A 19,092-nucleotide genomic window follows, 5' to 3' on the forward strand; every position below is an offset into this window, starting at 1 on the left:
CCCTCATTTTTTCATAGCACATATTCGGTTATCTTTACCGTAGATTTAATCCCGAAGACATTGCTGACCCATCTCACTATAAAAAATTACGCTCTTATCGATGATCTGTCGGTTGACTTTGATCGCGGTTTTAGTACGATTACGGGCGAAACAGGGGCAGGAAAATCTATTTTTTTAGGAGGATTATCATTGGTACTGGGGAAAAGGGCCGACCTCAGTACACTGAGGAACAAAGAGAAAAAGTGTACTATCGAAGCTGAGTTTCAAATCGAACAATACAATTTAAAATCCCTTTTTCAACAACACGACCTCGAATACGACCCATTAACTATTCTAAGACGGGAGATACAGCCAAGCGGCAAATCAAGGGCTTTTATCAATGATTCACCGGTTACTCTCGACATCCTTTCAGCCCTAGGGCAGCGCCTTATCGACATTCATTCACAGCACCAGACTCTCGAATTGACAGAAAATGAATTTCAGTTAAAGGTGGTCGATGCCTTAGCGGGCAATAAAGAGATGCTAGCAGAGTACAGGGCCGGTTTATCAATATATCATTCAACAAAGAGAAAGCTGGAGGACTTGATAAAAATGCAGGCTGAGGCGGAAAAGGAGCAGGATTACAACAATTTCCTGTTTAATGAGTTGGCCAGTGCTCCATTGCAAAGCGGAATTCTTGAAGAATTGGAGTCGACCTATGAAGAACTTAGCAATGTTGAAAGTATCCTTGAGCAATTGTCGGGCAGCCATCAGATACTCACCCACGAGGAAATAGGTATTCAGACATCCTTAACCAGCCTCAGGGGTAGTATAGCGAAATTGGAAAGCTATGGCGCAGCATACACCGAGCTATCAAAAAGAATACAGTCCGTATTTCTGGAAATAGACGATATAGTTGCAGAAATAGAATCCCTTCAGGATAAAGTAGTCCCCAATCCCGGTTTACTTGAGGAGGTGAATGAAAAACTTCAGTTGCTGTATTCATTACAAAAGAAACACAGTGTATCTACTGTTGAAGAACTTTTGAAAATCAAAGAAGAACTGGAAGCCAGGATTATGCAGACGGAAAACCTGGAAGCGGATATAGCAGGTCAGCAGAATCTATTGGAGCAGACAGAAAGGGAATTGGAAGGCCTTTCGAAGCAACTCAACAAAAGACGGAATTCGATTATCCCTCAATTAAAGGAAAAACTGGAAACCGCCCTGAAAGAATTGGGCATGCCCAATGCCAGTTTCAAAATAGAACTGGAGGAGGGTAGCGAATTTACAAATAAGGGGAGAGACAAGCTTATTTTTGAATTCTCTGCCAACAGGGGAGGGGATTATGGTTCCCTAAAAAAGAATGCTTCGGGAGGGGAACTTTCGAGGATTATGCTGATCATTAAATCCATTCTCGCGCAATACGAACAGTTACCAACAATAATGTTTGATGAGATAGATACCGGCGTATCGGGTGAGATATCCAACAAAATGGGTGCAATCATGCAAAATATGTCTGCAAAAATGCAGGTTTTTTCCATCACGCATTTACCTCAGGTAGCTTCCAAGGGGGATCACCATTACAAGGTATTTAAAGAAGATGACGGGAGAAAGACAAGCACGAGGATGGTTAAACTGGATGCCGAGGATCGGGTTGTAGAGCTGGCTGAAATGCTGGGGGGCAAGGCATTGTCAGACTCGGCCATGGCCCACGCTAAACAACTTCTTAATTAAGAATAAATTAAATATATTTAGAAGAATAAACCTAAGATAACTACTATGGGATACAACTTACTCAAGGGAAAAAAAGGGATCATTTTTGGTGCACTGGATGAGAATTCCATCGCCTGGAAAACAGCGGAACGAGTGCATGAGGAAGGCGGCAGTTTTGTACTGACCAATGCCCCGATTGCCATGAGAATGGGCCAAATCAATGAACTGGCAAAAAAGACCAATTCTGAGATCATACCTGCCGATGCGACTAATGAAGAGGATCTGGCTAATCTGGTAGCAAAATCAACAGAGATTTTAGGGGGGAAACTCGATTTTGTCCTCCATTCAATCGGTATGTCAGTCAATGTTCGAAAAGGCCGACAATACACGGATGAAAAATATGACTTTACAACAAAGGGCTGGGACGTATCCGCTTTATCTTTTCACAAGGTGATGCAAAGTTTATACAAGGCTGATGCTATGAATGAATGGGGCAGTATTGTGGCTCTTACATATATGGCGGCACAACGTACCTTCCCGGATTACAATGATATGGCAGATAATAAAGCCTATTTGGAATCTGTGGCACGTAGTTTTGGCTATTTCTTCGGGAAGGAAAAGAAGGTAAGGGTAAATACCATTTCTCAATCTCCGACCCCAACCACAGCAGGGCAGGGGGTAAAAGGATTTGACGGATTTATCGCCTATGCCGAGAAAATGTCTCCCCTGGGGAATGCTTCGGCCCTTGAATGTGCCAATTATACTATTTCCCTGTTTTCCGATCTAACCAGGAAGGTAACCATGCAAAATCTCTTCCATGACGGCGGATTTTCGATGACAGGAGTGAGTCAGGAGGTAATTGAAAAATTCACTGATCAGGATTGATGATACAGACTACAGCAAAACATGGCCATCCCGGAACAGGATGGCCTTTCTTTTAAAAATTTCCGATGGAACCCTTTTTCTCGCTGATCATTCCGGTTTATAACAGACCCGAAGAAATAAAAGAACTTCTGCAGAGTCTCGATAAGCAGACCTACGACCAGAAGTATGAAATTGTGATTGTGGAAGACGGTTCTCAGGATCGCTCGGAAGAAATCGTACATTCTTTTCTTGGGAAATTAAATATTCAATATTACTACAAGGAGAACAGCGGACCGGGGGATTCCAGGAATTACGGGATGAAGAAGGCGAAAGGGAATTATTTTATCATTCTCGACTCAGACTGTCTGCTTCCGCCCGAATATCTTAGTGTTATAAACTCTTCTCTTAAACAGGATTACGTGGATTTCTTCGGAGGACCGGATACAGCGCACCCTGATTTTACACCTACCCAGAAAGCCATTAACTATGCCATGACTTCCATATTGACAACCGGTGGGATTAGGGGCAATAAAAAAGCGGCCGGCAAATTCCAGCCGAGGAGTTTTAATATGGGTATTTCAAGAGAAGCTTTTGAAAAGTCGGGCGGCTTTGGCCAAATACATCCAGGAGAAGATCCTGATCTCACCATCCGGCTCTGGAAACTCGGATTTCAATCAAAACTCATTCCGGAGGCCAGGGTCTATCATAAAAGAAGGATCGATTTTAATAAATTCTACCTACAGGTAAGGAAATTTGGAATGGTAAGACCAATTCTCAATTCATGGCACAGGGGCACGGCCCGATTCACCTATTGGCTGCCAACATTTTTCTCTCTTGGTATGCTGCTTGCTCTGGGACTCGCTGTACTTGGATATTACTGGTTCCTCTATTTGTACCTGTTTTACTTTGCAGTGATTCTGATAGATTCCTGGTATAGAAACAGATCTGTTTCTATCGCAATACTTTCCATATTTGCAGTATGTATTCAGTTTATTGCTTATGGAGTAGGTTTTTTTAAATCGACATTCTTACTTACTTTTAGTAGAAAGAAACCTCAGGAACTATTTCCCGCCTTATTTTTTAAAGAATAATCATGACCGCAAAAAAAACCTTGAAAGGAGCTACTAAACGCAAAGTAAAGGTTTTTGTAATCCTGTTAATCTGTTCTTTTGGCGCCTGGCTTATCAGTCAGCTATCAGAAACCTATACCGAAAGGATCACATTTGAACTAAGCTTTGTAAATACACCGGATTCACTGATGTTGATGAACGCCTCTGAAAAGGAAATTACCCTGAGCGTACGTGGCAGTGGCTGGCAATTCCTCAGTTCGCGTTTTACCTCAGGAGAATTGCCGATTGATCTCAGCAAGGTAGCTTATAGCAACCAGCAGTACTTTCTTCCTAATCAGAACTATAGGGATCAGATAGCGGCTGTCTTACCTGAGAATATGACAGTTGTCCAAATGGGGGACGATACCCTTTTTCTCAATTTCTCCCGTCTTGTGAGTAAAAAAATTCCGGTGTATCCGAATGTGGGGATTCAACTGGCACAAAATTACCTCCTGGACGGCCCTTTAAAACTAGTACCCGATTCTGTAGTATTGACCGGACCCGAACAAGAACTGGATACCCTGGCAAGGATATATACGGAACAAACAGAGCTGACAGAAATTGACGGTAGTTTTACAAGAATCCTGAAATTGGTACAACCCGAATCTCTTACAAATACACGGTTTGATGTTCAGGAAATTCAGCTGTCTGCTGAAGTATTCAGATTTTCTGAAAAGATATTTGAAGTGGCTGTAGAAGTAATTAACCTGCCGGAGGGTACCCAGATAAGGACCTTTCCAAATAGTGTGGAGGTATTGTGCAAAGCAAGACTGGAAGTTTTAAAGGACTTAACACCAGCTGATTTTAAGGTGATTGCAGACCTGGAGGAAGTACAGGAAAATTCAGCTTTTCTTCCTGTACGTCTGGCGCAGCAACCGGAGGGGATTCCAAGTTCACAACTATTGCAGGACCGCGTAGAATTTATCTTAAAGCGAGAATGAAGAAAGTTGGTCTCACAGGGGGAATGGGAAGTGGCAAAACTACGGTTGCTAAAATGTTCAAAGAGCTGGGTATACCGGTGTACAATTCGGATTTAGAGGCTCGCAGAATCATGAATGAAAATACTGAAGTCAGGAAGGCCGTAGAGGCTCTTTTCGGAGCTACTGCCTATGAGAATGATCAAATCAACCGGGCATTTATTGCTAAAAAGGTTTTTGGAAATACTGCTTTACTAGAGGAATTAAATAAGGTTGTGCATCCGGCAGTAAGAAAGGACTTCAGAGATTGGGCAGACCGTCAATCGGCTCCTTATGTGATTCAGGAGGCCGCCATCCTTTTTGAAAGCGGAGGGCATGAATATTTTGATCATATGATCCTGGTAACGGCTCCAAAAAAAACCAGGATAATTCGCATTAAGCAAAGGGATCAGCTTTCTGAAAAAGACATTCTGGAGCGCATGAAACACCAATGGTCGGAAAAAAGGAAAAAAACGCTGGCCGACTACGTGATCCACAATTCGGACCTTTTGGGGACTAATAAGAAGGTCAGGAAAATCCACGAGGAATTAATTAAGACCAGGGTTAAGCAATAATTTTAACATTTTTGTTAAGGTTAGGTTAAACAGCCAATCCCCTAAATGTTAAATTTTTAATTTTACGGCAAAATGAATAAGCGATTATTTGTTTTTCTTGTTATCCTGATGAGCTTGTCTCTTATAGGGATTATCTCAGTGCAGTTGTACTGGATAAAGCGGTCGGTAGATGACAAAGAAGAACAGTTCTCAAATGCGATAGCAGAGGTTCTCAATCGGGTTACTGACAAGATTGAAGAGAGAGAGATGAGGGATTACTCCGACAGGTTCCTCAGCCTGAAGGATAGTTTGGGGGAGGTCAAGAGTTCGCATCTCAGCAATATCTTTTTTATTGATAGGGATATTAATTCGAATGAAATCCTATTCTACTCACACGGTATCTTAGAAGAGGACTATAATATAGCTTCAACGTTCTTTGACAATGCTTCGGGCGATAGCACCCAGCTGAAAAATGTTACCAGTAAGCGTACCAAAACCATATTTAAGGAAGAATATGGCCTGGATGGAAAAGCGTATAAGCTAAATCCAATTCAGAAACTTGAAAAAATTGGTGGCTTGTCAAGTGTTGACAAGGCAGTATTTAATGATGTTTACAGGGAATATGCCGAAAATGTACCAATCCATAAAAGAGTATCGAAACAAGAGATTGAACTTCTATTAAATCAGGAGTTGATCAATATGACCATCGACACTGATTTTCAGTATGGTATTTACAGTAAGGGACTACCTACCAAGGTAAAATCCAGGCGATTCAGATTTGGGGAATCGACGGTGTATAAGGCACCTATTTTTAAGAATAGCGAGGGCAGTAGTAATTTTGCTTTGCTGCTCACTTTTCCTAAAAAGAAGAAATTTCTCTTGCAATCGGTGATGGGAATGGCTTTTCTGTCCTTATTGTTCACTCTGGTAATCGTGATTGCATATGCCAGCGCAATTTATCAGCTGATCCGGCAAAAACAGATTTCTGAGATCAAATCGGATTTTATCAATAATATGACCCATGAATTTAAGACGCCAATCGCGACCATAAATCTGGCAGTAGAAGCGATCAGAAATCCAAAGATCATAGGAGACCAGGAAAAGGTGATGAGGTATCTGCAGATGATACGCGATGAAAACAAAAGAATGCACGCTCAGGTTGAAAATGTGTTGAGAATATCAAAGCTCGAGAGAAATCAATTGGATATTTCCAAAGACCGGGTGAAGGTGCACGAACTCATCCACAAGGCCATTTCTCATGTGGAGCTCATCGTACTCGACAGGGGAGGGTATATCAATACGCACCTGGATGCCGAAAGAGATGAGATACTGGCTAACGACATGCATTTTGGGAATGTTCTGGTCAATATTCTGGACAATGCCATCAAATATTCTCCGGAAGCACCTAAAATTGATATCTATACCGAGCTTGCAAATAATTATATGATCATAAAAATTCAGGACCAGGGTGCGGGAATGAGTAAGGCCGTACTTAAAAAGGTATTTGAAAAATTTTACCGGGAACATACCGGGGATATACACAACGTTAAAGGACACGGGCTGGGATTAGCTTATGTAAAAAAAATAGTGGAAGACCATCAGGGCGAGGTTTATGCAGAAAGTGAAAAAGGAAAAGGAAGCACTTTCTACATTAAAATGCCTTTAATATAAAATACTATGGAAACAGTAAATAAGAAAATATTGTTGGTTGAGGACGATCCGAATTTCGGAATTGTACTAAAGGATTATCTTTCTATGAATGATTTCGATGTCACCCTTGCTAAAAACGGGATGGAAGGCTTTGAAAAATTTAAAAAAGATAATTTTGACATCTGTATCCTGGATGTGATGATGCCCTATAAAGATGGGTTTACCCTCGCCAAGGAAATCAGGGATAAAAACGAAAATGTGCCTATCGTATTCTTAACGGCTAAAACCATGAAAGAAGACGTTCTAAAGGGCTATAAGGCAGGGGCGGATGACTATCTGAATAAGCCATTCGATTCTGAGGTACTCCTTATGAAACTTAAAGCTATCCTTCAGAGAAAAGCCTCCAGCACCTTGGCAGACAGCAAGCAATTTGAGTTTAAAATTGGAAATTTCCACCTTAATTCCAAGTTGAGATTCCTCAAATACAAGGATGAAGAACCCATTAAACTCTCGCCAAAAGAAAATGAACTTCTGCGTCTTCTTGCACTGCATGAGAACGATTTAATGCCACGAGAACTGGCACTTACCAAAATCTGGAGAGACGACAACTATTTTACCTCTCGCAGTATGGATGTGTATATTGCGAAATTGAGGAAATATCTCAAAAGGGACGATGTTGTTGAAATCCTGAACATACATGGAGAAGGGTTCAGACTGGTAGTTAAGAATGATAAGAAGGAGGATTAATCTTCACAAAACATGAAAAGGCAGCGATTAGCTGCCTTTTTTTATTTCAGTTGTTTCAGTATCTCCGCAACGATTTCCTCAGGTGATAGCGTAACAGCAACCTTTATGGCTTCTTCCGGAGCCTCCAGGGTTTCAAATTGTGATTTTAGAAGGGCAGTGGGCATAAAATGACCTTTTCTTTGCTGCAGCCGGTTTAAAATCGTTTCGTAGCTTCCTTCCAGGTACACCCATACCGGGGGCGGGAGGATGTCGTCATTCAACAAATCTCTGTACCTTTTTTTAAGCGCTGAACATGCGATTACGGCTCCTTTTTGCTGATGCTCATGTGCCAGGGAATTCAATGCTTCGAGCCAGGCTTTCCTATCCTGGTCATTCAGGGGCAGGCCTTCAGACATTTTGGCGATATTTTCTTCAGGGTGATAGTCATCTCCGTCAAAAAAAGGGAGTGAAATTGTGCTGGCCAGTTTCCGGCCTATGGTCGATTTTCCACATCCGGAAACTCCCATTATATAAAAGATCCTATGAGTATTCACCTCTTTCCTCATCTTTTAAAGTTTCTGTTATCAAATTTATAACTTCGGTAAGGGCCATATCATGGGGAATCCACTTCATGTCCTTGTTCTTCCTGAACCAGGTTCCCTGCCGTTTCGCAAATCGGCGTGTGTTCTTTTTTATTTCACTGATTGCTTCATCCAAACCTGTTTCCCCCTTTAGATAACTAAAAAGTTCTTTGTATCCAACGGTTTGCATGGCATTGAGGTGTTCAAACTCCTTCAGGGTCTTTACTTCATCCAATAAGCCAGCAGCCATCATTTTATCCACACGGGCATTTATTCTGTTATAGACGACTTCTCTTGGGGCTTCCAGCCCCAGAATGAGAGAATGAAAAGGTCTTTTAGCCTTGCCCTTTCCCAGAAAGCCCGAAAACGGCTTCCCCGTTGTCCTGATCACTTCAAGGGCCCTGAGAACTCGATGTGGATTCTTCAGATCCACCTTTTCGTAGTACACAGGGTCTGTAAGTTTCAATTCATTTTGCAGAGGTTCCAATCCATGGGCTTCCATTTCACTCTGAAGTTTCGTTCGCAGCCCGGGCTTTATCTTCGGAAAAGAATCAATTCCATAAACAACGGCGTCGACGTAAAGTCCACTCCCACCAACCAGCAATACTATATCATGAATCTTAAAAAGTTCATTCAGTTTTTCAATGGCATCCCTTTCAAAATCTCCTACTGAATAGTCTTTTTGAATACTGATTTGATGGATAAAATGATGGGGTACACTTTCGAGTTCATTTTGGGAGGGTACGGCAGTACCGATGCTCATTTCCTTAAAAAACTGCCTGGAATCAGCTGAAAGAATTTCGGATTTAAAGTGAGAGGCAAGTTGTATTGCCAGAGAAGTTTTACCGATCCCAGTTGGCCCGACAATCACCAAAAGGGTTTTTTGCGCCATTAGTCTTCAATTAACCTGAATCCGCAAACCCTACAGTAGTGAGCATCTTTCTTCAGGATGACCGTCCCGCATTCGTCACAGGCTTTTTCTTTCTTTTTTCCTTTTTCTTTCCGATTGGAAGAAGCGTATTCTGCACTAACAATCCCCGTGGGTACAGCAATGACCCCATAACCAACAATCATGATTATGGTTGCAATCATCTGTCCCAATCCGGTTTGTGGGGAGATATCGCCGTATCCCACAGTGGTAAGCGTAACAATAGTCCAGTAAACACTATGAGGGATGCTGTTAAAACCGTGCTCAGGACCTTCTACAAGGTACATGATGGTGCCTAGTAAAACCGATAAAACAAGGATAAAAAATACAAAGACAAAGATTTTAGCTCTGCTGGCTTTCAGAGCCCTGATCAGATTATTAGATTCTCCAACAAACCTCACCAATTTCAAAATCCTGAAAATCCGTAAGAGTCGCAAAGCCCTGAAAGCTGCAACGTATTGGGATCCGATAATGAAAAAGGATAAATATTTAGGAATGGTAGATAGTAAATCGATGATTCCAAAAAAACTGAAAATATACTTCCGTGGCGTTTTAATACAAATAATCCTCAGAATGTATTCTATGGTAAACAGAATAGTGACGATCCATTCCGAGATATTTAAAAATCCGTGATATTTCACGTCAAATCGCGAATCGCTCTCCAACATTACTATGATCACACTGTAAAGGATCACTATCAGAAGAACAATATCGAACAACTTTCCGGCCGGGGTATGTGTGCCGTAGATAATCTCGTGTAGTTTAGCCTTCCAGTCTTTGTGGGGTCGGTTCTGCATTAATTTTTAGAATTCAGATCTATAATGTTCAGGACTTGTCTATGGGTTAAATAGAAGGAAATTTGCCTTGATATATCCCTGCTTCCCTGCATAGGTGTCAATAAAGATTCCAAGATATGAATATTATTGATTTGGTGATTTAATTCATAGAAGCCTATACCTTTTAAATGTCCATTTTTAATCAGGATTGCACTGCGTTCCCCTGTCTCTCTGCCTTTATCTACGACCATTAAGTCTTTCCCTGCAATAGAATATACGTCAGTATCGTCAATTTCCTGGCTGTTGAGATTTAGATCTATTCTGATATCTTCCCCTCTTAAAGGATATTTTGGGGGATTTCTCTTGATCACTTCAGTAAGCTTAAGGTAGGCAACAAGCTCATTTCCGGTAAGTTCAAAGGTTACTTTACGAGTTTCTTTTTGTATGGTTCTGCAAAGGGAGGTGTCTGAAGTAAAATGTTCATTTACCCTTTTCTTGATATTCGTACTCTTTCCGCTGTATATTATCTTTCTATCCTTATTGTACATGTAATACACCCCGGTTTCCGATGGCATCTGATCTACAATTTTTAATTGCCTGTGCGTTAATTCTCCATGGGTTTCTTCTCGTGTGACTTCGCTGATGATCTCTTTGTTGAGATCTTTTGTAAGTAATATTTTGAATAGTTTAAGAGTGGCCAGGGCATCGCCATTTGCCCGGTGGCGGTCACTAACTGGAATGCCCAAGGATCTCACCAACTTTCCAAGACTATGCGATTCTGCTTCCGGAATTAGCTTTTTTGCAAGATCTACTGTGCACAGGGTTTTACGTTCAAAATTATATCCAAGTCGCCTGAACTCTGTTCGGAGTATCCGGTAATCAAATTGGGCATTATGGGCAACAATGGTGGTATCCTGGGTTATTTCAACTATGCGTTTGGCTACTTCATGGAACTTCGGAGCTGTTTGGAGCATTTTACTGTTGATGCCTGTCAGATTCACTACAAAGGGCTGTATCTCACGTTCAGGGTTAACCAGGGAGATAAACTGATCAATTACTTTATGGCCATCAAATTTATGGATGGCGATTTCCGTAATTCCTTCTTCGTTGTACTTTCCTCCTGTAGTTTCTATGTCTAAAATTGAGTACATAGGTTGGGCTGAATTTGCTCCTTCTTTCTGCGATTTAAGATCTTGCTCCAAAGATACTACTTCCTATCCTTACCATGGTACTGCCTTCTTCTATGGCAATTTTGTAATCCCCGCTCATTCCCATAGAAAGAATTGAGATATCTGGGAGTACAGTTTTCAGAGCCTCAAACATTGTTTTCAGGGAATGGAATTCTTTCCGGATTTGTTCTTTATTATCCGTAAAAGTCGCCATCCCCATCAATCCTTTTATTTTTACATGGGAAAGGTCTTTTAACTCATTACTCCCCAGAAGTTCTTGCAGTTCCTGTTCGTCAAGGCCGAATTTTGTTTCCTCCTCAGCGATAAAGATTTGCAGCAGACAGGGGATCACCCGATTGTGCTTTCTCCCTTGTTTATTTACTTCCCTGAGGAGCTTTAAACTATCTACGCCATGTATCAGGGAGACAAAGGGTGCCATGTATTTTACTTTGTTTCGCTGGACATGGCCTATCATATGCCATTCAATATCCTTGGGTAAAGACTCCCATTTTTCAGTCATCTCCTGAACTTTGTTCTCGCCAAAGACTCGATGCCCTGTTTTATAGGCCTGAAGGATTTCTTTCTCCGACTTGGTCTTGGATACAGCAACCAGCGTTACCTTCTCAGGGAGCTCATTTTTAATCTTTTTTAAATTCTCTGCAATGGACATTGTTTGAGTTATAATTCGTAGATGGTAAGTCCGCTTTTCAATTTTGGTTCTATATAAGTGCTCTTGGGTGGCATCACCAATTGTGCATCTGCAATGGCCTTTATTTCGGTCATGGTGATAGGAACCAGGTTGAAGCCAACTTCAAAATTTCCTTTGTCGATTTCTGTTTTCATCCGCAGGACATTGTGTTTTCCATACCCATACCGAATACGTTTATCGTTGCGCAGGTCTTTAATTCCAAGAATAGGCTCGAGTATGGTTTTGTAAAGAATATGAGTATCGAGTTTACTCAGTGGATCATCCAGTGGAAGGACATTTTTCCGCAGATACAGGGAATAGAAATCCCCGTCTAAATACATGCTGAAATGATGTTTTTTAGTCGGTTTGTACAATTCCAGATCTGTTTTTTTGATGCGGTACAATTCATCGAGTTTTACCAGAAAGGATTCTTTGGAATGGCCGTTCAGATCTTTTACCAGCCTGTTAAATTCAAATATCCTGATTTCGCTTTCAGGGATGAGGTAGCTCATAAAATAGTTATAGGCTTCTTTCCCGTTGTGTTTGGGATTTTTAGCCTCATGCCATTGGGCCAGTAATTCAGAGGATGCACTTCGGTGATGCCCGTCGGCGATATAAAGGCTGTCTATCTGGGAAAATGCCTTTACAATGGCATTTACAGCCTCAGGGGATGATATTTTCCAAAGAAAATGCGTGGTTCTATCAGGTGTTGTAAAATGGTATACCGGAGTTTCCTTTTTAGTGTTATTAATAATTCCGGCCAGTGTAGGATGATCAGGATAGGTCATCAATACTGGTTCTGCATTGAATTTTACGGTATCAAGGTACTGTGCAAAAAGTCGTTCCCTGCTTTCGATGGTATTTTCGTGTTTTTTAATGATGTTCTTTCTGTAATCTGCCACACTGGTAGCACAAAAAATCCCGCAACAGCTAAAACTGTTCTTTTTTATCTGGTAGAGATAAAAACTAGCCTCATTGTCCTTCACATATACCTTTTCCTCGAGAAACTCCATATATCGGTTATGGACAAGCTTGAAGCGTTCTGCTCCCGATACTTTTTTATGAAATTTAAAGCCCGGATTGATAATATGTAGAAATGAAAAAGGATTGAACTTTAAAATAGCCTTTAACTCCTCTTTGGAATAGGCCTCGTAAGAGCGGGAAGTTACGTGTGCAACTTTGTCTGCCGCCGGCCGAATGGCTTTGAAGGGTTTAACAATTGCCATTATGCCTTTTTGAATTGTGCAGCAACTTTCTCTGCTTTTCTCGATTCGGCATAATCGTAAAATCCTTCCCCTGATTTAACGCCTAGTTTTCCTGCCATGACCATATTGGTAAGCAGAGGGCAGGGTGCGTATTTTGGGTTTTTAAAACCGTCGTAAAGCACCTGGAGAATAGAAAGACAGACATCCAGGCCGATAAAATCAGCTAGTTGCAGGGGTCCCATGGGATGCGCCATTCCCAGTTTCATTACGGTATCGATTTCTTCCACCCCGGCCACTCCGTTATAAAGAGTTTCTATAGCTTCGTTAATCATTGGCATTAAAATCCTGTTAGACACAAATCCGGGGTAGTCATTTACCTCTGTAGGGGTCTTGTCCAGCTTTTGAGATAACGCCATGATCGTTTTAGCTGTGTTATCAGACGTGGAATAACCCCTGATGATTTCCACAAGTTTCATGATGGGAACCGGGTTCATAAAATGCATCCCTATGACCTTGTCGGGTCTTTGGGTCGCAGCTCCTATCTGAGTGATAGAAATCGAAGAGGTATTAGAAGCCAGTATCGTATCGGGAGGACATAAAGAGTCGAGATCCTTAAAGATCCTGAGTTTTATATCCAGATTTTCACTGGCAGCTTCCACAACCAGGTCGGCATCGGCAACGGCTTTGGCCAGATCTGTGGATGTATTTATATTTTGAAGGGCTGAGTTAAGCTGTTCCTCATTTAGGATTTCCTTTTGGACCATGCGATCCAGGTTTTTACGTATTGTATTCATCCCTTGCTCGATGGCTTTTTCCGCAATATCGACAAGGGTGACCTTAAAATTCTTTTGAGCAAAAACATGGGCAATTCCGTTTCCCATTGTTCCTGCTCCGATTACAGTAATGTTCTTCATTAGTGTTTAATTATAATATGTTCGAAAAATCAGAATGATGCTATCACCTGCAAGGCTACCTTCAGGGCCTTGGTCCCGTCGCTTAAGGTTACTTCCGGCCTTGTATCCTGATTGATGGCATTAGCGAAGGTTTCCAGCTCATCAAGAATCGCATTATTAGTCCTGATCTCCGGATTCTCAAAATAGATTTGCTTCTTTACTCCTTCAGCATTTTGCAGGATCATATCAAATTCTCCCGGACTTTCGGGGGCGTCTTTCATCTTAACAACTTCTACTTTTTTCTCCAGAAAGTCGACAGAGATATAGGCATCGCGCTGAAAAAATCGGGATTTCCTCATATTCTTCAGGGAAATCCGGCTGGCTGTCAGGTTGGCAACACATCCGTTTTCGAATTCGATACGGGCATTGGCAATATCAGGAGAGTTGCTGATGACGGATACCCCACTGGCGTGTATATCTTTTACTTCAGACGGGACCACACTTAATATTGCATCGATGTCATGAATCATTAAATCGAGGACCACGGGAACATCTGTTCCTCTTGGATTGAATTCGGCAAGTCGGTGGGTTTCAATAAACATTGGGTTGTGAATGAGGTCTTTTACCGCTGTAAAAGCAGGATTAAAGCGCTCTACGTGTCCAACCTGTCCTTTTACTCCGTACTGCTTTTCCAGCTCGATAAGTTTCTCAGCCTCTTCAAGCGTCTTGGTTATGGGCTTTTCCAGGAAAACGTGTTTCCCTTTTTCCATGGCTTTTTTAGCACAATCATAATGGGAAAGGGTGGGAGTTACAATATCAACTACTTCTACAGCCTCTATCAGGGTGTTGATATTGTCGAAATATGGATATCCGAATTCTTTTTCAACATTTTTACCATTTATAGGATCTGCATCGTAAAATCCTATTAACTCGTATTCTGAAGATTCATTTAACAATCTAAGATGGATCTTGCCCAGATGTCCGGCACCTAACACACCTACTTTCAGCATAGTTCAAAATTTTGTCAAAAATACGGAGATTAATCTTAATCCAACTCAGACTAAAAATCTGAAATGTGGTAACTTTACACAGAGCAGAAGAACATCCATTAAATCTTAGCTTCTTGAAAGATACCTTTAAACATCAGGGCATGCGGAATAAATTGGCAGATTCAGTCGCAGCCAAGGGCATTAAGGATAAAAAAGTCATTGATGCTATTCGCAGTATTCCAAGACATCTGTTTATGGACAGTAGTTTTGAAGACCATGCCTATCAGGATAAGCCCTTTCCCATCGCAGCAGACCAGACCATTTCCCAGCCTTACACAGTGGCTTTTCAAACCGAACTATTGGAGGTGTTACCTGGTCAAAAAATGCTGGAGATTGGCACAGGAAGCGGGTATCAGACGGCTGTATTGTTGCATCTGAAAACTAAGGTGTACACTATTGAAAGACAGCTTGAACTTTTTAAAAAGACCAATATTTTCTTTAAAAAAATGGGGTATCGCCCTAAAAAAGTTGTGTTTGGAGACGGTTACAAGGGGCTGCCCGAACACGCTCCTTTCGACAGGATTATCGTTACAGCCGGGGCTCCTGAAGTGCCCAGGAAATTGTTGTCACAACTCAAAATCGGGGGTAAAATGGTAATTCCCGTTGGGGAGGACGACCAGGTAATGATGCGGATCACCCGCAAATCAGAGACGGAATTTGAGCGTGAAGCGTTTGGAAACTTCCGGTTTGTCCCTTTACTGGAGGATAAAAACTAAAAATCTTCTTTTGCTTAATTATTAAAACTCTTTTTAATTCTGTCCAGACGTACTTTAGATTCCCTGTCTTTTATAGACTCCCGTTTGTCGTACAGTTTTTTTCCTCTAGCCAGGGCGATCTTCATTTTTGCCAGGCCTCTGTCGTTGATAAAAAGGGAAAGAGGAATTATAGTAAGGCCGGTTGCTTTCACCTCTTTGTGTAATTTCTTTAATTCATTTTTATTGAGCAAAAGTTTTCGGGAAGCCTTGGGCTGATGGTTGAAATGAGTGGCATGTGAATATTCATCAATTTGCATATTGATCACGAATAATTCTCCAGCTTCATTGAATTCACAGAAGCTCTCTGTAATGGAGGCTTTGCCCAGCCGAAGGGATTTGATTTCAGTACCGGCCAGGACGATACCGGCGATATGTGTCTCGAGTAATTCATACTCGAAACGCGCCTTTTTATTCTTAATATTGATTTTCTTCTGCATGGCAGGACAAAAATAAGAACAATTCCTTCAGTGCAGGGTTCGTTTAATGGAATAATCCCTGTTTCTTTGTATAATGGAAAGATTTATTTTGATCAGATCAGCTCTTCTGGGAATGTTTGTCGTAATGCTCTTTAGCAGTTGCAGGAATACTGATAAGTCAGTCACTACTCAGGAAATTGTAGACAAGGCCATTCAGGTTGCCGGAGGGGATCTTTACGAGCAAAGCGAATTCTCATTCAGTTTTCGTGACGTGGAGTATGTGCTTGAGAGAAAAGCGGGAAAGAAGGTAATGAAGCGCATCAAACAAACCGATTCAGGCTTGCTTTCAGACATAAGAACAGGGAATGATTTCAGCAGGACATTAGAAGGAAATACCATCCGCGTTTCTGATAGCATGGCCAATGTGTATAGTAATTCCATAAATTCAGTTCATTATTTTGCCTATTTGCCTTACGGTTTGAATGATGCTGCAGTGAATAAGGAATGGATAGGTGAAAAAAAAATTGGAGATAAGGTGTATCACAAAATTAAGGTAACCTTCGATCAACAAGGGGGTGGGGAAGATTTTGAAGACGTTTATTTATACTGGATTGACAAAGAAACTTTTACTCCTGATTATCTCGCCTATGAGTTCCATGTGGATGGGGGCGGACTTCGCTTCCGGGAAGCTTATAACCAACGCTATGTGAATGGCATTCGCTTTGTGGATTATCGTAACTACAAACCCAAAGAGGACGCAGATATCATGGAATTGGATGATCTCTTTCTAGAAGATCGGCTTGAGCTGCTTTCAGATATCAAACTCCAAGACGTTCGGGTTAGTCGGGACAATTACAATTAAAGTTAAGTCGGACATCGGTGGTCATGTCTCCTATTTGTTGAACAATAAAGAGGCTGCCGTTGTCTGAGTCATCCATAGGTGGGTATTTTTCCTCCCCAATCATTTTATTGACAAAATCCGGGGTGGTATTGCTATGGCCGACGACTAACACGTTATTTCCGAGGTTATCTGCCTTAAAGGCCGCGATATCTATCATTGATGAGTCATAATACTGACGGACCAGGTCGTATTTCACTTCTGCAGGGGCAGCCGTCATGGTGGTTCTGCGATAATCGGTGGTATAGATCGCATTGATATTGGCATCATTAAGGATCTCCGCCCAATGCATGGCCCTTCCGAGGCCTTTCTGATTGAGTTCAGGATCCCTGTTTTCGGGATCAGTTCTGTCCTTTTCTGCGTGTCTGATAAAATAGTAGGTTGTTACTTCGGGTCCAATTTCAGTATTAATAGGCTGGGATTCCTCTTTACAGCCAAAAAGGGTTCCAAGGATTATCAAACAGAGGGTGATGATTCTGGTTTTCATATGCGATAGAATTTTATCTTTTGGGTTGGCTACTATTATGTAACTTTACTTTTGTAAAAATAGTATGAAAATTCCTTGAATCGACCTTTCTATGCCAAAACCACTTTATATTTTCTTTTGTTTGTTGCTTGCTACCCAGGTAAAGGCACAGATAATTGATCTTCCTGACGATTTCAGGCAACACAATTTAAACCAATACAATAGCAGTCTTTTTAATCCCGTATTTTCTCTGGAACGCAATAATCCACAGTCATTCTCTATTTGGAGCCGATGGCAGTGGCAGCAACCTGATGCTGATCCGACAACGCTTTTTGCTAATTACACCCATAAATTAAATCCAAGTTCTTCAGGTGGAATAGGGTTTATTCAGCAGAACACAGGAGTTTTCCTTCAGACAGGAGCTGTTTTGAACTACGCATACGACTTTGAAATTGCACCCGAGATTTTTCTGGCTATGGGTATAAACCTTTTTGGCTATCAGCAGGAACTGGCAGACGACCGTTTTCAACAGAATCCGGGTATAGGTCTTCCTTTTCTGAATAATGACCCAAGCTTTGTTCTCCAGGCCGCTCCGGGAATACGCCTGGCCTACAAAAATCTCATTCTGGGGTTTATGGCTGAAAACGTGTTTGAATATAATATATCGGAAGGTGAGAATAACAAAGGTAATGCTGACAACATATTTCTTGGTTCAGCCAGTTACTCTTTCCCTGTTGACGGCAGTGGGATGCTTGAAAATGCGTTTATCCGACCTATGTTCTTTGTCAAGTCTTTACCTTCAATGGATACCCAATACGGTTTAAATACTTTATTTGCGACTGACCGAATTTGGGTACAGGGGGGATATCATAATTTTTATGGATTCTCTGGCGGGATCGGGGGTACTTTCTTTAAAAAGTTCTCCATAGGAGCATTGGTGGAAATTGGTAACAGCGCTGAGCTCGATGGAAAAGACCCTACATTCGAAATTGTAAGCTCATATCAGTTTGCCCTTCCCGACCCCAGAAGGAAGATTGTGGGATTTGAAGTAGAAGAGGAGGATCTAGTAGAAGAGATGCCGGAGGCACCAAAGGAAAAGAAACTCAGCCGAAAGGAACGCAAGGCCCTGGCAGCGGCTGCGAAAAAACGAGAACAGGATTCCCTGGCGGTGGCTGCGGAAAAACAAGAACAGGATTCCCTGGCGGCGGCTGCGGAAAAACAAGAACAGGACTCCCTTGTAGTGGCTGCAAAAAAACAAGCGCAGGACTCCCTTGCAGAGGTGGCCCGCAAGCAAGATTCGCTCGTTGTGGCGAGGCGTATGGCTGAAGAAAAAGAGCGATTGAGGATCCAGGCAGAGATTCAAAAGAAGAAAGATTCCCTTGCGGCAGTTGCTGAAAGGGATGCTGTTCAGCAAAAGAAAGAAGCTGAACCTGCTAAGGGAGAGCGATTTGAAGAGGCGGTGCTTACCGAGGATATCCGGCCCGGATATTATTTGATCGTCAATGTTTTTGGGACCCAGCGTTATTACAACAGATTTATGGAGACCTTGAAGAAAATGGGATTAGAACCTAAATCTTTTTACAGGACACAGAGGAAACTAAACTATGTCTATCTCGAGCGTTACAATACGATGGGTGAGGCAAGAAAAGCCAGAGATAGTAAGTTTGATGGAAAATATACAGATACTATCTGGATTTTCAGAGTGAAAGGAAAGTAG

The 19,092-nt window shown here is 41.7% G+C and carries 20 protein-coding genes; 10 read left to right on the forward strand and 10 right to left on the reverse strand.

Features of this window, described 5'->3' with window-relative positions; all coding sequences use genetic code 11:
- The first annotated feature begins 60 nt into the window (after positions 1-60).
- From recN to ACA086_RS03740, 7 genes are all read left to right on the forward strand, one after another.
- The gene (gene recN / locus ACA086_RS03710; RefSeq protein WP_371002005.1) at positions 61-1,713 is read left to right on the forward strand and encodes a DNA repair protein RecN; all 1,653 of its coding nucleotides are present in this window, start codon (positions 61-63) and stop codon (positions 1,711-1,713) included.
- Between the two features lie 45 nt (positions 1,714-1,758).
- On the forward strand, positions 1,759-2,577 hold the full coding sequence (locus ACA086_RS03715) for an enoyl-ACP reductase (protein WP_371002006.1): 819 nt from the start codon (positions 1,759-1,761) through the stop codon (positions 2,575-2,577).
- Between the two features lie 65 nt (positions 2,578-2,642).
- Positions 2,643-3,647 (forward strand): glycosyltransferase family 2 protein, encoded by a 1,005-nt coding sequence (locus ACA086_RS03720; protein ID WP_371002007.1) that lies wholly within the window; start codon positions 2,643-2,645, stop codon positions 3,645-3,647.
- Positions 3,648-3,649: 2 nt separating this feature from the next.
- On the forward strand, positions 3,650-4,606 hold the full coding sequence (locus ACA086_RS03725) for a YbbR-like domain-containing protein (RefSeq protein WP_371002008.1): 957 nt from the start codon (positions 3,650-3,652) through the stop codon (positions 4,604-4,606).
- Positions 4,603-5,196 (forward strand): dephospho-CoA kinase, encoded by a 594-nt coding sequence (gene coaE / locus ACA086_RS03730; protein WP_371002009.1) that lies wholly within the window; start codon positions 4,603-4,605, stop codon positions 5,194-5,196. Before ACA086_RS03725 ends, coaE begins: the two co-directional genes overlap by 4 nt.
- 72 nt (positions 5,197-5,268) lie before the next feature.
- On the forward strand, positions 5,269-6,846 hold the full coding sequence (locus ACA086_RS03735; RefSeq protein ID WP_371002010.1) for a sensor histidine kinase: 1,578 nt from the start codon (positions 5,269-5,271) through the stop codon (positions 6,844-6,846).
- A 6-nt stretch (positions 6,847-6,852) separates the two neighbouring features.
- Complete coding sequence (locus tag ACA086_RS03740; protein ID WP_369749596.1) at positions 6,853-7,572, forward strand: response regulator transcription factor; 720 nt, start codon at positions 6,853-6,855, stop codon at positions 7,570-7,572.
- Between the two features lie 41 nt (positions 7,573-7,613).
- Here the strand turns inward: ACA086_RS03740 and ACA086_RS03745 are convergent, their stop codons facing one another.
- Genes ACA086_RS03745 through ACA086_RS03780 form a run of 8 tightly spaced genes read right to left on the reverse strand, consistent with a single transcriptional unit; the run spans position 7,614 to position 14,801 of the window.
- Positions 7,614-8,117: a gluconokinase gene (locus ACA086_RS03745; RefSeq protein WP_371002011.1), complete on the reverse strand. Its 504-nt coding sequence runs from the start codon at positions 8,115-8,117 to the stop codon at positions 7,614-7,616.
- Complete coding sequence (gene miaA / locus ACA086_RS03750) at positions 8,092-9,024, reverse strand: tRNA (adenosine(37)-N6)-dimethylallyltransferase MiaA (protein ID WP_371002012.1); 933 nt, start codon at positions 9,022-9,024, stop codon at positions 8,092-8,094. The genes ACA086_RS03745 and miaA overlap by 26 nt, the downstream gene beginning before the upstream one ends.
- Positions 9,024-9,857: an ion transporter gene (locus ACA086_RS03755; RefSeq protein ID WP_371002013.1), complete on the reverse strand. Its 834-nt coding sequence runs from the start codon at positions 9,855-9,857 to the stop codon at positions 9,024-9,026. Before ACA086_RS03755 ends, miaA begins: the two co-directional genes overlap by 1 nt.
- Positions 9,857-10,987 carry an exonuclease domain-containing protein gene (locus ACA086_RS03760; protein WP_369749592.1) on the reverse strand — a complete coding sequence of 377 codons (1,131 nt, stop codon included), beginning with the start codon at positions 10,985-10,987 and terminating at the stop codon, positions 9,857-9,859. Before ACA086_RS03760 ends, ACA086_RS03755 begins: the two co-directional genes overlap by 1 nt.
- A gap of 34 nt (positions 10,988-11,021) precedes the next feature.
- On the reverse strand, positions 11,022-11,675 hold the full coding sequence (locus tag ACA086_RS03765; protein ID WP_371002014.1) for a YggS family pyridoxal phosphate-dependent enzyme: 654 nt from the start codon (positions 11,673-11,675) through the stop codon (positions 11,022-11,024).
- Positions 11,676-11,683: 8 nt separating this feature from the next.
- A complete protein-coding gene (locus ACA086_RS03770) occupies positions 11,684-12,919 on the reverse strand; it encodes a DUF1015 domain-containing protein (protein WP_371002015.1) in 1,236 nt (411 codons plus the stop codon).
- A complete protein-coding gene (locus ACA086_RS03775) occupies positions 12,919-13,812 on the reverse strand; it encodes a 3-hydroxyacyl-CoA dehydrogenase family protein (RefSeq protein ID WP_371002016.1) in 894 nt (297 codons plus the stop codon). Before ACA086_RS03775 ends, ACA086_RS03770 begins: the two co-directional genes overlap by 1 nt.
- A 29-nt stretch (positions 13,813-13,841) precedes the next feature.
- Entirely contained in the window at positions 13,842-14,801 is a 960-nt protein-coding gene (locus tag ACA086_RS03780) for a Gfo/Idh/MocA family protein (protein ID WP_371002017.1), read from the reverse strand.
- A gap of 113 nt (positions 14,802-14,914) precedes the next feature.
- Here ACA086_RS03780 and ACA086_RS03785 point away from each other — a divergent pair, with 113 nt between their 5' ends.
- A complete protein-coding gene (locus ACA086_RS03785; protein WP_371002018.1) occupies positions 14,915-15,556 on the forward strand; it encodes a protein-L-isoaspartate(D-aspartate) O-methyltransferase in 642 nt (213 codons plus the stop codon).
- A gap of 14 nt (positions 15,557-15,570) precedes the next feature.
- Here the strand turns inward: ACA086_RS03785 and smpB are convergent, their stop codons facing one another.
- Positions 15,571-16,032, reverse strand: a complete 462-nt coding sequence (gene smpB / locus ACA086_RS03790) for an SsrA-binding protein SmpB (RefSeq protein ID WP_371002019.1) — start codon at positions 16,030-16,032, stop codon at positions 15,571-15,573.
- A gap of 73 nt (positions 16,033-16,105) precedes the next feature.
- Here smpB and ACA086_RS03795 point away from each other — a divergent pair, with 73 nt between their 5' ends.
- Positions 16,106-16,873, forward strand: a complete 768-nt coding sequence (locus ACA086_RS03795) for a DUF6503 family protein (RefSeq protein WP_371002020.1) — start codon at positions 16,106-16,108, stop codon at positions 16,871-16,873.
- Here the strand turns inward: ACA086_RS03795 and ACA086_RS03800 are convergent.
- Entirely contained in the window at positions 16,851-17,396 is a 546-nt protein-coding gene (locus tag ACA086_RS03800; protein WP_371002021.1) for a histidine phosphatase family protein, read from the reverse strand. The two genes, ACA086_RS03795 and ACA086_RS03800, sit on opposite strands and share 23 nt — an antisense overlap.
- 91 nt (positions 17,397-17,487) lie before the next feature.
- Between ACA086_RS03800 and ACA086_RS03805 the strand changes: the two genes are divergently transcribed.
- The gene (locus ACA086_RS03805) at positions 17,488-19,092 is read left to right on the forward strand and encodes a PorP/SprF family type IX secretion system membrane protein (protein ID WP_371002022.1); all 1,605 of its coding nucleotides are present in this window, start codon (positions 17,488-17,490) and stop codon (positions 19,090-19,092) included.

The organism is Muriicola sp. E247, assembly GCF_041358175.1.
Classification (GTDB): Bacteria; Bacteroidota; Bacteroidia; order Flavobacteriales; family Flavobacteriaceae; genus Muriicola.

Bases quoted from the DNA above. Each gene is read 5' to 3' on its own strand.
- ACA086_RS03715 (WP_371002006.1), top strand. From the start codon at position 1,759: ATGGGATACAACTTACTCAAGGGAAAAAAAGGGATCATTTTTGGTGCA.
- ACA086_RS03720 (WP_371002007.1), top strand. From the start codon at position 2,643: ATGGAACCCTTTTTCTCGCTGATCATTCCGGTTTATAACAGACCCGAA.
- ACA086_RS03725 (WP_371002008.1), top strand. From the start codon at position 3,650: ATGACCGCAAAAAAAACCTTGAAAGGAGCTACTAAACGCAAAGTAAAG.
- coaE (WP_371002009.1), top strand. From the start codon at position 4,603: ATGAAGAAAGTTGGTCTCACAGGGGGAATGGGAAGTGGCAAAACTACG.
- ACA086_RS03735 (WP_371002010.1), top strand. From the start codon at position 5,269: ATGAATAAGCGATTATTTGTTTTTCTTGTTATCCTGATGAGCTTGTCT.
- ACA086_RS03740 (WP_369749596.1), top strand. From the start codon at position 6,853: ATGGAAACAGTAAATAAGAAAATATTGTTGGTTGAGGACGATCCGAAT.
- ACA086_RS03745 (WP_371002011.1), bottom strand. From the start codon at position 8,117: ATGAGGAAAGAGGTGAATACTCATAGGATCTTTTATATAATGGGAGTT.
- miaA (WP_371002012.1), bottom strand. From the start codon at position 9,024: ATGGCGCAAAAAACCCTTTTGGTGATTGTCGGGCCAACTGGGATCGGT.
- ACA086_RS03755 (WP_371002013.1), bottom strand. From the start codon at position 9,857: ATGCAGAACCGACCCCACAAAGACTGGAAGGCTAAACTACACGAGATT.
- ACA086_RS03760 (WP_369749592.1), bottom strand. From the start codon at position 10,987: ATGTACTCAATTTTAGACATAGAAACTACAGGAGGAAAGTACAACGAA.
- ACA086_RS03765 (WP_371002014.1), bottom strand. From the start codon at position 11,675: ATGTCCATTGCAGAGAATTTAAAAAAGATTAAAAATGAGCTCCCTGAG.
- ACA086_RS03770 (WP_371002015.1), bottom strand. From the start codon at position 12,919: ATGGCAATTGTTAAACCCTTCAAAGCCATTCGGCCGGCGGCAGACAAA.
- ACA086_RS03775 (WP_371002016.1), bottom strand. From the start codon at position 13,812: ATGAAGAACATTACTGTAATCGGAGCAGGAACAATGGGAAACGGAATT.
- ACA086_RS03780 (WP_371002017.1), bottom strand. From the start codon at position 14,801: ATGCTGAAAGTAGGTGTGTTAGGTGCCGGACATCTGGGCAAGATCCAT.
- smpB (WP_371002019.1), bottom strand. From the start codon at position 16,032: ATGCAGAAGAAAATCAATATTAAGAATAAAAAGGCGCGTTTCGAGTAT.
- ACA086_RS03795 (WP_371002020.1), top strand. From the start codon at position 16,106: ATGGAAAGATTTATTTTGATCAGATCAGCTCTTCTGGGAATGTTTGTC.
- ACA086_RS03800 (WP_371002021.1), bottom strand. From the start codon at position 17,396: ATGAAAACCAGAATCATCACCCTCTGTTTGATAATCCTTGGAACCCTT.
- ACA086_RS03805 (WP_371002022.1), top strand. From the start codon at position 17,488: ATGCCAAAACCACTTTATATTTTCTTTTGTTTGTTGCTTGCTACCCAG.